Origin of the sequence: Vreelandella titanicae BH1, from assembly GCF_000336575.1 — a bacterium.
In the GTDB taxonomy this organism is placed as follows: domain Bacteria; phylum Pseudomonadota; class Gammaproteobacteria; order Pseudomonadales; family Halomonadaceae; genus Vreelandella; species Vreelandella titanicae.
In genome coordinates this window covers 25,339-39,498 of the sequence record NZ_AOPO01000012.1, presented here as the reverse complement: position 1 = coordinate 39,498, position 14,160 = coordinate 25,339, and the positions used below count along the sequence as shown (strand labels likewise).

Sequence of the window (14,160 nt, the reverse complement as noted above, 5' to 3'; positions counted from 1 at the left end):
GATCACTTTCGTTAAATAGCTCGCTATTCGCTTATACCCGACACATTTGGCCCGAAAGCTGAGCTTCTTGTGTGATTATCGGTATTTAGCGACTAACTGCTGAAAGATGCCGAAACATCAGGCGCCTGAGCACGCTTAACCAGAACTGCTGGTGCGGTCTCTTTGAGCCCCAAAGCCAGGACTCCAGCAATCACACAAATAGCGCTCATTAACCACAACGGTGCGGATTGGCCAACACTATCTGCCGCAGCGCCTGCTAGCGCCGGTAGAACCCCACCTCCCAATATCTCACCAATACCCATTACAAAACCCAGGGCTGTTGCAATATGGCGCGAATCGACGGTTTCAGAGGGAACGGTGGCCATAAAAAGCGGAAAGATGCCGTTCAATGCCCAACCAAAGAAAAACAACACTGCCAGAATAATAGCCGAGCCATCAAAATACATGGCGCTTAAGGTGAGGATGAGCCCCATAAATGGGGTAATTACCATTACTGGCTTACGACCAATTTTGTCAGAGATACCGCTGACGACGAAGCTTCCGACCGCTGCCGAGATGCCTAAAGTTCCCATCAGCCACCCCATGGCTTCAGCAGAATAACCACGTACACTGGTTAGGTAAATTGGCATGAAAGACCAGCAAGTTACTAAGTATCCAATCAATAACACCGCAATAAGCGAACATAGCAGCATATTTCGATGAGCGAAGACCTCTTTGAGACTTGGGCGCTGACAGGACTGATTCACACCCGTTGCGATAGGTACTGAAGATGCTGTCGGTTCACGCATTAACCACCAGAGGAGTCCAGCGGCTAGAAGACCTGGAAGCCCTGCAAGGAAAAACGCCTCTCGCCAGCCAAAAGCAGAAGCAACAGCCACAAGAACAACCGGCGCAGCAAAAGAACCCAATAAATTTGACCCGAAGTTCTGCATGACCCCCATAGCAATACCCCGCCTTTCAGGAGTAACTTCTATTGCCGTTACTGATTGCGATATAGGCAGGATAGGGCCTTCTGCAACACCCATAAGCAATCTAGCACCGAGAAGCAATAAGAATGAGGTGGCAAGACCTGATAAAAAAGAGCAGAGAGAGAACACAATCGTCGCCATAATCAAAAATATCTTTCTTCGGCCACTTCGATCAGACATTGCACCAAATATTAAACCAGATATTGCCCAGGTGACTGATAACGCAGAGGCTGTTAGGCCTATCTGTAGGTTTGTCAAGGCCAACTCCGGCTGAACAAATGGCATCAGGAAGTTAAGTGCATTCCTGTCAAAAAATACAATGCCAAAGTTAAGGCTCAATAGAGTAACTAAAAGGATTTGATAACGAGTGTTATTGGGCGTGTTAGGCAGGGTAGCTGTATTATTGTTAGTCATGGCTTATTAACACCTTGCATTGATGGGTGCGCTTTTTTAACGCTTCAAATGCGGTTGGCACATTGTTAAGTGGCACGGTCTCGGTGATTAAATGGCGAGGCTCTACAACGCCAGAATCGAGAATATCCAACGCACTTTCGTATTCACGTCGTGAGAAGAAAACGGCAGTTTGAAGGCGTATTTCCTTTGATAAAGCACTAAAGGGTATAAAGCTGTCAGACTTAGTGCATAAACCAAGAAGCAGAATCGTACCGTGCGTGCGAACCTGCTCAATGGCTTGCGCAATGAGACCAGGAACGCCCGCACACTCGAATACTATGTCTGCTGAACCTCCAAGTGACCGCTCTGCAGCTTTAATGGGTTGATATGGATCACAAACAAAACCGGTCGCCCCCATGTCATAGGCACGTTGTTCTTGGTATCGGGTAATATCCTGTATGACAACCGTCTGAGCGCCAAAGCGGCGCGCCCAAAAAGCGACAGCTAACCCGATAGGCCCAGCACCAAGGATGAGGACACGGTCACCAGGTTTCATGCCGGATAGCTGGAGACCATGGAGAGCAACGGCTAAAGGCTCTACAATTGCACCGTCGTCCATGCTTGCATTGAGAGGAAGAGGTACGCACTGGCGCGCAGCGGTGACGGCATATTCACCATATCCCCCTCCCTCCAACGCCATATCTAGACACCAAGCAGGATTCCCAGAACGGCATGCAGCGCAATAACCGCAACTTCGGAAAGGTATAACGGATACAAGATCTCCTATAGATACATCACTGACTTTTCGACCTAAAGCGACTATCTCGCCTGCATATTCGTGACCCAGCACATCGCCAGGACAAATGCCGAAAATGGGATCCTCAGTCATATGGAGATCGGAGCCACAAATTCCACATCGTTTCACCTGAATGACAACCTCATCGTCTCCTGGTGTAGGGTCTGGAAGTTCGCAAACATCTAAAGGCTGGTGTAACCCCTGAAAGACGGCAGCACGCATCAGCCCACCCTCCCAAGAGAAGTGCCTCCGTCAATAACCAATTGAGCACCGGTCATATAGGAAGAGGCGTCAGAGGCTAGGTATAGCGCCAGTGCCTTGATCTGTTCAGGATCAGCGATTTCCCCTAGAGGTACCTTGGCGTTCCAGGCCTGGCGAACTGCTTCGTCTTTCAACCAGCCACCACCAATGTTGGTTACGAAACCGCCGGGCGCGATAGTGTTGACCCGGATCCGGAACTCTGCCAACTCTAAGGCAACTTGACGTACTAAATGGGACACTCCCGCTTTTGCAGGCATGTAAGCAAGCCCGACCACAGGCTCTGTAATAAAGGCAGCATTGGAGGACGTGACAACAATTGATCCTCGACGCCGTGGCTTCATGTATTTAGCTGCCACTCGCAGAGTATTAAAGACCCCCGTCAGATTAATAGAAATTGTTCTATCCCAGCGGGCTGGATCTAAAACGTCAATCTGACCATCTCTATTTCGCCCTCCTGAAGGGTTCCAAAACCCTGCCCCAGGATCGATCCCCGCATTAGCAAAAACAATATCCAAGTTGCCAAACTGGCGGACATGTTCTTCGAAGGCTCGACTGGTCTGCATTCGATCAGCGACATCTAGCTGGACAGCATGAACCTTGCAGCCTTCGTCACGGAGTCTTTGTGCCTCACATTCGGCTGCGTCGATGTTTATATCCGCTAGTGTCACGTTAGCTCCGTTTTCTGCCAACGCTTCGGCATAGGCAAGTCCTAAACCTGAGGCTCCCCCCGTGATCAGGGCTGAACGCCCTTCTACGCTGAATTGCTCTAATACACGCATATCCCACCTCATAGAAATAACTGTTCATTGATGGGGATATTGTGTTCTTCACAATAAGTGACGTAGTGATTGATGAACCAGAAAACATCCAGCGTTTCTGCCCACTCCCCCTTCTCATCGAAGAACTCGTTAGCTCCCTGCATCCAAAATAGAGCTTTCATTCCATTAGCATCGTCGGTCACTAACGTGTGAGCCTGTCCGGGCATTTCCGTTATAAACTCACCAGGCCCGCAAACCCAGTCGTATTCCAAATATCGGAAAGATCCCTCCATTCCTACAGCCCATACCATTCCTCGGTGCTTATGGGTACCAATCACACCAGGGCTTTTAATCCATAAAATATTGCAATAAACATTATTCCTTACATCAAAGGCCAGATGCCGTATAGCTGCATTATCACCAAAAGGAACCCATGGGCTTTCTACCTCAGAGAGCCCTACATAGCTTCCCTCACGCCCAAATCGGTCTTGCATTGCCTTCATTGGCTCAGGAACTTCTACGATACGATAAGCATTACTAGCGGGTGCATTAGCCATTATTGTTCTCACTTTATTTATGGAAACGATGTATTACAGAGAACTATTCAGCAATTGCTATGCCAACTACTCAAAACCTAGACCTTAGTATAAAAAATAAAGTAAAGTTCTTATTATGCAAAGGAAGTTAAGAGACTAGACACGACTAAAGTACAACTGAAGGATTGAACAAGACTCGCCAGTATTTAATTAATTTAATATTTTTAATAAAAAAATGAGAAAGACATGACAAAAAAAATGACGCTTTCGAAAATGACAACGCAACCCAATCAAGCGAGCTCTTGTGAGATAGGCCTTGATGATGGAGACCCACCCACTTTACGTGATTTGACAGAGAGGCTGCGCCTTACCCCTAACGATGGAAAAATTTGGTTCGATGATCGCCGCATGGTGCTACTTGGGGCTAATGCATTTGGTGTGTTGCGCAGAGAAATCATTGAATCACTAGGCTTTTCTAGAGCATGCAGCTTGCTGATGCGCGTAGGTTTTTCAGCTGGATCTGCCGACGCAGCTTTTGTACGAAAACATTGGCCACTAAACGATGAAGCTGGTGCGTTGACCGCGGGAGAGCGGTTACATGCGGTCATGGGGATGGTTAAAGTCGAAACGGTACGACGCGACCACGACATCCCGAACGGTATTTTCAATGCCGAGTTCCTTTGGCATGGTTCAATCGAAGCCGCCGAACATATAAATGCGTACGGCCTATCACGTGAACCGGTTTGCTGGATGCAGCTAGGTTATGCCAGCGGCTACGCCAGTGCTTTCTACGGTAAGCGAGTGATATATCGTGAGTTGGAGTGTGCTGGCTGCGGCGGCTCTTTCTGCCGAATCGTAGGTGAGATGACAAATCAAGAAATAGGCAGTACCCATGACCTTAGCTGGCTCACTCCAGGAGAATACCTTGCGCCTGAAGCGCGTAAGTCGTCTCGACAAACCACTGGCGTTACGACAGCGTCATCTCCTGCCTCTATCCATGAGAAAATAGATACCCAAAAGATCGTGGGTATTTCAGCAGCAGTCAGTATTGCTTTGCAGAAGATCGAAAGAGTCGCGCCAACGCCAGCCACGGTACTGTTCAATGGAGAATCAGGTGTTGGGAAAGACTTGTTTGCTAACGAGCTTCACCGCAAAAGCAACTTGGCAAACGGCCCCTTTGTCGCCCTTAACTGTGCTGCAATCCCTGACACATTGGTTGAGGCAGAGCTGTTTGGCGTAGAGAAAGGTGCGTTTACAGGTGCAGAAAAAAGTCGACCGGGTCGGTTCGAACGAGCCAATGGGGGCACACTATTTCTTGATGAAATTCCATCATTAAGTTATGAGGCACAAGGTAAGCTTCTGCGCACCCTGCAGAATGGCGAAATAGAAAGAGTCGGTGGAGCACACCCTATCCAAGTTAACGTCAGGGTTGTTGCCGCCTCAAATAAAGATCTTTTCAAGGAAGTGCAGAATGGACTATTCAGAGAGGATCTTTATTACCGCTTAAATGTTTTTCCTATACGCCTTCCCCCTCTTAGAGAACGCCAGGATGATATCCCCTTATTGATCGAACATTTTTTATACCGCTACTCAAATGTTTATAAAAAAAATATTCCAGGACTCACCCGAAAGGCTAGTGAAGCACTTTTAGACTATAGTTACCCTGGAAATATTCGCGAGCTTCAGAATTTAATAGAACGTGGCGTGATTAACGCGCTAGATTCTGAACCGCTCAATGTGTTTCATATGTTTGATGACGTTGGCTTTGCCACAAAACTCAACCCCCCTGGTCAGTCAGGTCTCAATATTGATCCCACAGGGGAACTGGAGGCTGGCACAAGTGGGCCTGATCTATTGGGCCGGGGTAAGCTTGACGATACGCAGAAGAGCGCTAAATGTCACCGGAGAAGTGAGGCAGAAATTTTGTCAAATGCACTTTATAAAACAGATGGCAACGTGTCTAAGGCCGCCAGAGAACTAGGCGTAACGAGAGCTAAGCTAGCCTATCGAATTCAAAAAGCTGGATTAGATCCGAGTCTGTTTCGGCACTTGTAAGAAAGCGCCTGATCGACCTACCAGCCGACCTCTTGACAGCATTGCCCTAGGCTCTGCTGACTTTTCACCGCTGCCATAAGCGAAACATCAACAGCCCCTAAACTTGACCCCATCGCCAAAACACAAGAGGCTTAATACAGCAAATGTATCAAGTTACGGCACTTGCAAATCTTTGATCAGCTTATTAAACAGACTGCCCGCAGGCTACGCCACTCGCCCACGCCCACTGAAAGTTATACCCACCTAGCTCTCCCGTTACATCTAATACTTCTCCGATAAAACGCAACTGTGGTAAGCCTTTAACCTCAAAGGTTTTGGACGAAATCGCGTCGGTATTGACCCCGCCCATGGTTACCTCTGCGGTACGCCAACCTTCTGTTCCTGCTGGTTTCAGTTGCCAAGCGTTGAGTCTTTGTACCCACTCATCCAATGCGGCATTAGCATACTGGGCCAGGGGCCGCGCCAAATCATGGTCGGGGTACCACTCCAGCAGTGCTTGCGCAAAGCGTTTCGGAAAGCGTTCGCCAAGCCAAGTCGAGAGCTGACGCTTAGGCGTCTCTTGGCGTGCATGGCGCAGGGATTCCGCCACGTTTTCATTAGGCAGCAGATCGATACTAATGCTCTCCCCTGGCTGCCAAACGCTGGATATTTGCAGCATCGCTGGCCCAGACAAGCCGCGGTGGGTAAACAGCATGGGTTCCACAAAGCGGCGACTGCCAGCACTAACAGCCACTGGCACGCTCAAACCAGAGAGGTCAGCTGCGCGCGCTTTCCAGGTATCGCTTAAGGTAAAGGGCACCAGCCCGGGTCGCGTAGCGAATACCTCCAAACCAAATTGACGGGCTATGTCGTAGCCAAATCCTGTCGCGCCCATGCTCGGAATGGAAAGCCCACCGCTCGCGATGACGACCACCCCGGCATCAATTTTACCTATCGAAGTCGTTAGACGCATGGCACTGCCCTGTTGCTCCACGCGGGTAACCTGGGTGCTGAGCCTGATTTCAGCCCCAGCCCACTCACACTCGGTCAGTAACGTATGGACAATATCTTTAGCCGAGGTTGCACAGAATAGCTGACCCGGCGTTTTCTCAACATGTTCAACGCCATGGCGCTCAACCAGCTCGACAAAGTGCTCAGGGCGGTAACGTTTGAGCGCCGAAATACAAAAGTAAGGGTTTGAAGAGTAAAAGTGCTGTGGCGTTGTGCCAAGATTGGTAAAGTTACAGCGGCCACCCCCGGACATGAGAATCTTCTTGCCCGCTTTGTTAGCATGATCAAGCACTAAGACCCGCTTTCCGGCATAGCCTGCTTGCGCTGCGCACATTAAGCCTGCGGCGCCAGCACCGATGATGACAACGTCATAGATCATAATGGACAGCTCATATTGAGAGCGACTCCCGTCGTAAAAGGCAGGCATTCTAACAGGGTCGCACTTAAAAATTATTATGCGGATACAATTACCATATACAATAACTGTATAAATATTATCTAACGCTGAGAACACTATGCTTTTGCCCTTTCATCGACGACGGCTGTTGCGACTCGCACTCCTGCCTCTCACTCTTCTGCTTTCCAGCGTAGCGTTCGCCCAATCGGCGCCGTCAGTCATAGGCACCCGGGCGATCATGACTACCTGGTCGGATCCAATAGAAGCCTTGGGCACCCTTCGTGCCGATGAGAGCGTCACACTATCGGCTACCGTCACGGATATCGTTGCCGAGATCAATTTCCGTGACGGCGAGCAGGTCGAAGAAGGCCAGTTGCTTATTCGTCTGGAGGATGCCGAGGAACAGGCGCAGCTGAGGGCGTCCCAGGCACTTCGCGAAGAGCGGCGTAATGCGTCAAATCGCGCTTCGCAGTTGCAAGAGCGCAACCTGGCGGCTCGGGCCGATGTAGAAGATAGCCAATCACGGCTGCGCCAGGCAGATGCCGATATTCAAGCGATTGAAGCGGAGTTGGCCAATTACCAGATAAAAGCCCCCTTTAGTGGCCGCGTCGGCTTTCGCAATATCAGTGTTGGCGCCCTGGTCACTCCAGGCATGGATCTGGTGACGCTCGATAAATTGGATGTTATGCAGCTAGATTTCAGCGTCCCCGAAGTATTTCTCGACCGCCTCTCACCAGGCTTGATGCTCAATGCCACAACTGCCGCCTACCCTGACGCCCTCTTTAGCGGTGAAATTGCCACCATCGGCACACGGGTGGATCCAGTCACGCGCAGCGTAAGCGTCCGCGCTGATCTCGAGAATACCGATGGCCGCTTGCGGCCTGGCATGCTGATGGAAGTGATCGTTCAACAGCACGTACGCGATACGGTTGTTATCCCTGAGGCGGCCATTGAGCCTAGCGGTGACCGTCACTTCGTGATGTTAATTGAACAGAGTGAAGGCAGCACACGCTTGGCACGGCGTGAAGTGGTGATCGGCGAGCGCCGCAATGGCGAGGTGGAAATTCTCGAGGGACTCGCCGCCAACGATTTAATTGTCTTTCATGGCCTACAGCTGGCCCGTGACGGGCAAGAAGCCAGGTTAATCGGGATCGCCGATGACGAGACCGGTATACGAGCGCTGTTGGAGGCCGACCGCTAATGCGTTTATCGGATATCTCTGTTCAGCGGCCGGTATTGGCGATGGTAATCGCGGCGCTGATTATTGCCTTTGGCCTGCTGGCACTCAATCGTCTGCCGCTGCAAGAGTACCCCACCATCGACCCGCCAGTGGTCACCATCGATACCCGCTACCCCGGAGCCTCGGCCAGCGTCGTCGAAACACGGATTACCCAAGTATTAGAAGACCGCATTGCTGGCGTTGAAGGCATTGAGCTGATTACCTCGCAAAGCGAGGATGGACGCTCTCAGATCGAGATCGAATTTGGCATTGATATGGATATCAATGCCGCCGCCAATGATATTCGCGACCGCATCTCCGGCGCGCTGCGCAACCTACCCGACGACGCTGACAACCCAGAGGTCACCAAAGCCGATAGCAGCGAAGAAGTGGTGGTTTGGTTAAGCCTTTCCGGAAACGACTATTCCATTACTGAGCTAACCGACTACGCTAACCGCTTTTTGGTCGACAGCCTCTCCGTTCAGCCAGGGGTAGCACGGGTGCGTGTCGGCGGCGGCAGTGACTACGCCATGCGCGTGTGGCTGGATCGCAATGCCTTGGCCGCACGGGGACTCACCGTTAGCGATATCGAAGACGCACTGCGGGCAGAGAACGTAGAGCTACCGGCAGGCTCGCTTGAATCCAAGGATCGGCAGTTTATTGTCCGCCTCCCCCGTAGTTTTGCCAGTGCCGAAGATTTTCAGCGCCTCGCCCTCAGCTCTCCTCAAAACCAGGAGGAAAACGGCTATCTGGTGCGCCTTGCTGACGTAGCAAGAGTAGAGGTCGGCGCGGTGGAGGATCGTTCTGTCTTCCGCTCTAACGGCATCCCCATGGTCGGCCTGGGTATGATCATGCAGTCGACGGCCAATGTGATAGAGCTCTCTGAAGCCGTTCAGGTCGAACTTGAACGCCTACAAGGTACCCTGCCTGAAGGGATGTCACTGAGCCTGAACTACGACGCCTCGCTGTTCGTCTCCGGGGCGATTGAGCAGGTCGTTATGACGCTGTTTATCGCCATGGGCTTGGTGGTGGTGGTGATCTTTATGTTTTTGGGCAATTTGCGCACCACCCTGGTACCCGCGGTGACCGTTCCGATTGCCGTTATTGGCGCCTTTACTGCTCTGGCAGCGATGAATTTCTCAATTAACCTGCTAACTCTGCTGGCGCTGGTGCTGGCGATCGGTCTGATTGTCGATGATGCCATCGTCGTGCTTGAAAATATTAACCGGCGTATGCACGACTACGGCGAGACGCCGCTAGTCGCCGCCTTTCGAGGTACCCGGCAAATCGCCTTTGCAGTCATCGCCACCACCCTAGTGTTGGTGGCGGTTTTCTTGCCACTCAGTATGTTGCAAGGCGATATTGGCCGACTATTTTCCGAGTTCGCGCTAACCATGGCCGCTGCGGTAGTGGTCTCTACTCTGCTAGCACTGACGCTTACGCCGATGATGGCGTCTAAAATTCTTAAGCCGGGCATGCACAAAAGCCGGATTGGCAAGGCTGTGCAGTGGCTGCTCAGCGGCACACAGCGCCGCTATCAGGCCACGTTAGAGTGGATGCTCAAAATGCGCTGGCTGGTGGTCGCGGCGTTTGTATTATTGATTGGCGCCACCGCCTGGCTGGCCACGGTACTGCCCAACGAATACACGCCGCAGGAGGATCGCGGTAACTTTATTGTATTAGTGAATGGCCCCGAAGGCGCCACCTTCGACTACATGATGGACTACATGGATGAGATCGAAGCGCGGATGACGCCACTGGTGGAGAGCGGTGAGCTGGAGCGCGTCGTCGTTCGCGCCCCTCGTGGCTACGGCAACATTGAGAATTTCAATAGCGGCTTTATTATCGTCAATATGGCCGACTGGGGCAGTCGACGCAGCGCCTGGGAGATCATGGGCGAAGTACGCGAAAAGCTGCGTACGTTGCCAGGGGTACAAGCCTTCCCGGTCATGCGCCAAGGTTTTGGGCAGCGTACCCAGAAGCCGGTGCAGTTTGTGCTGGGCGGCGGGACTTACGAAGAGCTTGCCCGTTGGCGCGATACGCTGATCGATTATGTGCGTGAAAACAACCCACGCTTGATGGCACTGGAGAGCAACTACAACGAAACCCAACCGCAGCTAAGAGTCGATATTGGCTACGAGCGCGCTGCTTCGCTGGGCGTTACGGTTACCGAGATCGGTAGAACGCTTGAAGTACTGTTAGGTGGTCGTAACGTCACTCGCTACGTGGATGACGGTGAAGAGTACGACGTCATTTTGGAAGGTGACCGCGGCAGTCAAAACAGCCCCAGGGCGTTGGATAACATTCAGGTTAGATCTGCTCGTACTGGTGAGCTGATCCCCCTGGCCAGCCTGGTCACTCTCTCCGACTTTGCTGGCGCCAGCACCCTAAACCGCTTTGACCGTATACGGGCGATTACCATTGAAGCCAACTTGGCGGATGACTACCCTCTCGGCGAGGCCTTGGCCTATTTAGAGCAGAGCGCAGTAGAGCTACTGCCGGAAGAGGCGCAAACCAATGTGGCAGGCGCCTCCCGAGACTTCCAAGAGGCTAGCGGCGCCACCGCGTTCCTACTAATACTGGGCGCACTAGTGGTCTTCTTGGTGTTAGCAGCGCAGTTCGAGAGCCTGATCCATCCCTTTGTGATTATGCTCACAGTGCCGCTCGCGATGAGCGGAGCGCTTCTTGCCCTGCTGCTAAGCGGTCAGTCGCTTAATATCTACAGCCAAGTTGGCTTGGTGCTGTTGATTGGGCTGGCAGCAAAAAACGGCATTCTAATTGTCGAGTTTGCTAACCAGTTGCGCGACGAGGGCAAAGCGTTCCGTGCGGCGTTGATTGAAGCCTCTGTGACACGCTTAAGACCCATCTTAATGACCGCCGTAACCACCATGGCCGGCGCCATTCCGCTGATCATTTCCACCGGCCCTGGCGCAGAATCGCGTTTGGTGATCGGTACCGTGATTATGGCAGGAGTCGGCTCGGCCACGCTGTTTACGCTGTTTGTCGTGCCCGTCGCTTACGACCTACTCGCGCGTCACACCGGTTCGCCAGGTGCCGTTAAGCGGCAGTTGGAAGAGGAAATTGCTAACGCGCCAGGCAGCGCACCAGATTCATAAAGACGGCAAGCCAAAAGGGCGCCCCAATGGGACGCCCTTTTGGTGAGCTACCGGTTAGTTATTAACAAATTAATTATTAACTAAGAGGCAGTCATTACTCACACTCGCCAAGATACTCGCCTTCAATCACGGTATTCATGCTCAGCTCGCCCATGGGTGACTGGGTAAGGATATCGACGCTGCCTTCGATACGCTCGCCCATAAACCGCATTTCGCCATCGATGGTGGCTTCGCCACCCTCAGCACGGCATACCATGCTGTAGCTTAGGCCGTCCGCCGTCAGCTCCTGGTCGAGCAGTTCGCAGCCTTCTTCTTCCTCGATGAAGCCGAATTCAGCGCCCTCAAGCTCTTCCTGACTAATACACTGGCGCTCGGTTTCCGTTTGATCCGGAATTTCCATTTCGCCGGTAACGCTGGTTTTGCTCACAAACTCCCACTCACCAGCGGTGACATTGGGGGTTTCAGCCAACGCGACCATCGGAAAGGCCACTAGGGCCGCTACTGCCATGTTACGTAACATCATCGCTACTCTCGCTGCGTTGCTTTGGGAACTTAAATGCTGAGATATCCTACCTGATTCAATCTCACGATGCCCTACCCGACGACCACACTGCTACACTCATTGGGTAAGAAACTGACTTAGCGCATCCGCAATACAAGGTAATCAACAATGCAAGACGACGCCCTGGTCAATTATGACTTTCACTGCCCCTACTGCGATTCGCCGCTGACCTTCCTGATTGATACGTCACAGGGCAGCCATGATACCTGGGAGGATTGCCATCAATGCTGCGCGCCCATCCAGTTACAAGTCATCGTCTCGCCGATGAGCGGAGAACTCGACAGCGTCGTCGCCGGGCGCGACGACGACGTTCTGTAGCTTTATCTAAACGTCGCGTAGAGCAACCCTCCGCCGGGTCTCATTACGGCGCATAAAAAACCACGCCAACAGTGTCGCCAGCGACACCGTGAGGATGATCAATGTAGCCAGCGCATTGATCTTCGGCGACACCCCCATGCGCACCGATGAAAACACCACCATCGGCAGCGTATTGGCCCCTGGGCCTGAAACAAAGCTGGCGATCACCAGGTCATCCAGGGAGAGGGTAAACGCCAGCAGCCAGCCTGCTGCCAGCGCGGGGGTAATGATCGGCAGCGTGATAGAGAAGAAGGTTTTCACTGGAGGTGAGCCCAAATCCATGGCGGCCTCTTCAATGGAGTGATCCACTTCCCGCAGGCGCGCAGCCACCACGACCGCCACGTAGGCACTGCAAAAGGTGGTATGGGCAATCCAAATAGTCGCCATGCCCCGGTCGGCGGGCCAGCCGGTAATCTGCGCCATCTGCACAAATAGCAGCAGCAGCGAAAGACCGGTGATGACTTCGGGCATCACCAGCGGCGCCGTGACCATGCTCGATAGCGCCGTTTTGCCGCGGAAGTGGCCATAGCGCGTCATTACAAAGGCTGCCACTGTGCCCAGGCAAACCGCCATGCTGGCCGCAAAAAACGCGATGCGCAGGCTCGTCCATACCGCCGACAAAATCTGCTGATCTTGAAACAGCTCGCCGTACCATTGTGTGGAAAACCCTGCCCACACCGTGACCAGCTTCGATGCGTTAAACGAATACACCACCAGCACAAACATCGGCAGGTAAAGAAACAGCAGACCAAGCACCAGCATGACCGTCGAGAAGTTCGGCCGTCGCATGCTCATTATTCAAGCTCCTTGGACTGGTAACGATGAAACCAGACGATAGGCACCAGTAACAGCAGTAGCATTACCATGGCCAGCGCCGACGCCACCGGCCAGTCGCGGTTAAGGAAGAACTCCTCCCACAGCACTTTGCCGATCATTAGCGTATCCGGGCCGCCCAGCAGTTCAGGAATCACAAACTCCCCCACCGCCGGAATAAACACCAGCATCGAACCGGCCACAATGCCGCCCGTAGAGAGCGGCAAGGTGACTTTGATAAAGGTATTGAGTTTGCGCGAGCCAAGATCAGCAGCAGCCTCTAGCAACGAGTTATCCATGCGCGTTAAGTGGGCATACAGCGGCAATACCATGAACGGCAAGTAGGCGTAAACAATGCCAATAGTCACTGAAAACTGGGTATTCATCATGCGCAGTGGCGAATCAATCAGGCCAATTCCTATCAATAGGTTATTGATTAATCCACTGTTACTGAGAATCCCCATCCAGGCGTAGACACGAATCAAAAACGACGTCCATGATGGCAGCATGATCAGTAGCAGTAGCAACAGCTGCCAGCGTGCCGGGGCTCGGGCCATGGCATACGCCATCGGGTAACCCAGCAGCAAACAGGCCAGCGTGGCAATAAACGCCGTTTTCACCGAGCCCCAATAGGCGGCGATATACAACGAGTCTGAGAGCAGAAAGAGATAATTGCCCAGATTAAGAAAGACATGCAGCGTCTGATCAGCATACTCAAGCAGCGGGCCATAGGGCGGAATCGCAATCGCCGCCTCGGAGAGGCTTATTTTGAGCACTAGCGCAAAGGGCAGTAAAAAAAATAGCGTCAGCCACACGAGCGGAAACGCAATCACTGCCCGGCGCCCTAACTGCAAGCGTTTGAGCAGTGCTGAAGAACGAGATAACTTCATTAAAGGCAGTCTCCTCGCGGTAAGGAATGCGTCACTATCGCAACTCAAA

The 14,160-nt window shown here is 52.4% G+C and carries 12 protein-coding genes; 4 read left to right on the top strand and 8 right to left on the bottom strand.

Annotated features, from left to right (window positions below; translation table 11 throughout):
- Nucleotides 1-92: 92 nt before the first annotated feature.
- The 4 genes from HALTITAN_RS18275 to HALTITAN_RS18260 are packed head-to-tail and all read right to left on the bottom strand — an operon-like array spanning nt 93 to nt 3,733.
- On the bottom strand, nt 93-1,382 hold the full coding sequence (locus HALTITAN_RS18275) for an MFS transporter (RefSeq protein WP_009287972.1): 1,290 nt from the start codon (nt 1,380-1,382) through the stop codon (nt 93-95).
- On the bottom strand, nt 1,375-2,379 hold the full coding sequence (locus HALTITAN_RS18270) for an alcohol dehydrogenase catalytic domain-containing protein (RefSeq protein ID WP_009287971.1): 1,005 nt from the start codon (nt 2,377-2,379) through the stop codon (nt 1,375-1,377). Before HALTITAN_RS18270 ends, HALTITAN_RS18275 begins: the two co-directional genes overlap by 8 nt.
- Nucleotides 2,379-3,197 carry an SDR family NAD(P)-dependent oxidoreductase gene (locus tag HALTITAN_RS18265; RefSeq protein WP_027958417.1) on the bottom strand — a complete coding sequence of 273 codons (819 nt, stop codon included), beginning with the start codon at nt 3,195-3,197 and terminating at the stop codon, nt 2,379-2,381. Before HALTITAN_RS18265 ends, HALTITAN_RS18270 begins: the two co-directional genes overlap by 1 nt.
- Nucleotides 3,198-3,205: 8 nt before the next feature.
- On the bottom strand, nt 3,206-3,733 hold the full coding sequence (locus tag HALTITAN_RS18260; RefSeq protein ID WP_022522783.1) for a 2,4'-dihydroxyacetophenone dioxygenase family protein: 528 nt from the start codon (nt 3,731-3,733) through the stop codon (nt 3,206-3,208).
- A gap of 225 nt (nt 3,734-3,958) precedes the next feature.
- Between HALTITAN_RS18260 and HALTITAN_RS18255 the strand changes: the two genes are divergently transcribed.
- A complete protein-coding gene (locus HALTITAN_RS18255) occupies nt 3,959-5,767 on the top strand; it encodes a sigma-54-dependent Fis family transcriptional regulator (protein ID WP_009287970.1) in 1,809 nt (602 codons plus the stop codon).
- A gap of 184 nt (nt 5,768-5,951) precedes the next feature.
- Here the strand turns inward: HALTITAN_RS18255 and HALTITAN_RS18250 are convergent, their stop codons facing one another.
- Nucleotides 5,952-7,136 carry a BaiN/RdsA family NAD(P)/FAD-dependent oxidoreductase gene (locus HALTITAN_RS18250; RefSeq protein ID WP_039860082.1) on the bottom strand — a complete coding sequence of 395 codons (1,185 nt, stop codon included), beginning with the start codon at nt 7,134-7,136 and terminating at the stop codon, nt 5,952-5,954.
- Between the two features lie 136 nt (nt 7,137-7,272).
- Here HALTITAN_RS18250 and HALTITAN_RS18245 point away from each other — a divergent pair, with 136 nt between their 5' ends.
- On the top strand, nt 7,273-8,355 hold the full coding sequence (locus HALTITAN_RS18245; RefSeq protein WP_009287968.1) for an efflux RND transporter periplasmic adaptor subunit: 1,083 nt from the start codon (nt 7,273-7,275) through the stop codon (nt 8,353-8,355).
- Nucleotides 8,355-11,489, top strand: coding sequence for an efflux RND transporter permease subunit (locus tag HALTITAN_RS18240; protein WP_009287967.1), 3,135 nt, complete (start codon nt 8,355-8,357; stop codon nt 11,487-11,489). Before HALTITAN_RS18245 ends, HALTITAN_RS18240 begins: the two co-directional genes overlap by 1 nt.
- Nucleotides 11,490-11,583: 94 nt before the next feature.
- Here HALTITAN_RS18240 and HALTITAN_RS18235 read toward each other — a convergent pair whose 3' ends face one another.
- Nucleotides 11,584-12,012, bottom strand: coding sequence for a DUF3617 domain-containing protein (locus HALTITAN_RS18235; protein ID WP_039860081.1), 429 nt, complete (start codon nt 12,010-12,012; stop codon nt 11,584-11,586).
- Nucleotides 12,013-12,159: 147 nt separating this feature from the next.
- On the opposite strand from HALTITAN_RS18235, the gene HALTITAN_RS18230 reads away from it, so the two are divergent.
- Nucleotides 12,160-12,369 (top strand): zinc ribbon domain-containing protein, encoded by a 210-nt coding sequence (locus HALTITAN_RS18230; RefSeq protein ID WP_039860079.1) that lies wholly within the window; start codon nt 12,160-12,162, stop codon nt 12,367-12,369.
- A gap of 6 nt (nt 12,370-12,375) precedes the next feature.
- On the opposite strand, the gene HALTITAN_RS18225 is transcribed toward HALTITAN_RS18230, so the two are convergent.
- Both HALTITAN_RS18225 and HALTITAN_RS18220 read right to left on the bottom strand, forming a co-directional pair.
- Nucleotides 12,376-13,203, bottom strand: coding sequence for an ABC transporter permease subunit (locus HALTITAN_RS18225; protein WP_009287966.1), 828 nt, complete (start codon nt 13,201-13,203; stop codon nt 12,376-12,378).
- A complete protein-coding gene (locus tag HALTITAN_RS18220) occupies nt 13,203-14,111 on the bottom strand; it encodes an ABC transporter permease subunit (RefSeq protein WP_039860077.1) in 909 nt (302 codons plus the stop codon). Before HALTITAN_RS18220 ends, HALTITAN_RS18225 begins: the two co-directional genes overlap by 1 nt.
- Nucleotides 14,112-14,160 lie beyond the last annotated feature (49 nt).

Coding starts and splice junctions, on each gene's coding strand:
- HALTITAN_RS18275 (WP_009287972.1), bottom strand. CDS start 1,382: ATGACTAACAATAATACAGCTACCCTGCCTAACACGCCCAATAACACT.
- HALTITAN_RS18270 (WP_009287971.1), bottom strand. CDS start 2,379: ATGCGTGCTGCCGTCTTTCAGGGGTTACACCAGCCTTTAGATGTTTGC.
- HALTITAN_RS18265 (WP_027958417.1), bottom strand. CDS start 3,197: ATGCGTGTATTAGAGCAATTCAGCGTAGAAGGGCGTTCAGCCCTGATC.
- HALTITAN_RS18260 (WP_022522783.1), bottom strand. CDS start 3,733: ATGGCTAATGCACCCGCTAGTAATGCTTATCGTATCGTAGAAGTTCCT.
- HALTITAN_RS18255 (WP_009287970.1), top strand. CDS start 3,959: ATGACAAAAAAAATGACGCTTTCGAAAATGACAACGCAACCCAATCAA.
- HALTITAN_RS18250 (WP_039860082.1), bottom strand. CDS start 7,136: ATGATCTATGACGTTGTCATCATCGGTGCTGGCGCCGCAGGCTTAATG.
- HALTITAN_RS18245 (WP_009287968.1), top strand. CDS start 7,273: ATGCTTTTGCCCTTTCATCGACGACGGCTGTTGCGACTCGCACTCCTG.
- HALTITAN_RS18240 (WP_009287967.1), top strand. CDS start 8,355: ATGCGTTTATCGGATATCTCTGTTCAGCGGCCGGTATTGGCGATGGTA.
- HALTITAN_RS18235 (WP_039860081.1), bottom strand. CDS start 12,012: ATGATGTTACGTAACATGGCAGTAGCGGCCCTAGTGGCCTTTCCGATG.
- HALTITAN_RS18230 (WP_039860079.1), top strand. CDS start 12,160: ATGCAAGACGACGCCCTGGTCAATTATGACTTTCACTGCCCCTACTGC.
- HALTITAN_RS18225 (WP_009287966.1), bottom strand. CDS start 13,203: ATGAGCATGCGACGGCCGAACTTCTCGACGGTCATGCTGGTGCTTGGT.
- HALTITAN_RS18220 (WP_039860077.1), bottom strand. CDS start 14,111: ATGAAGTTATCTCGTTCTTCAGCACTGCTCAAACGCTTGCAGTTAGGG.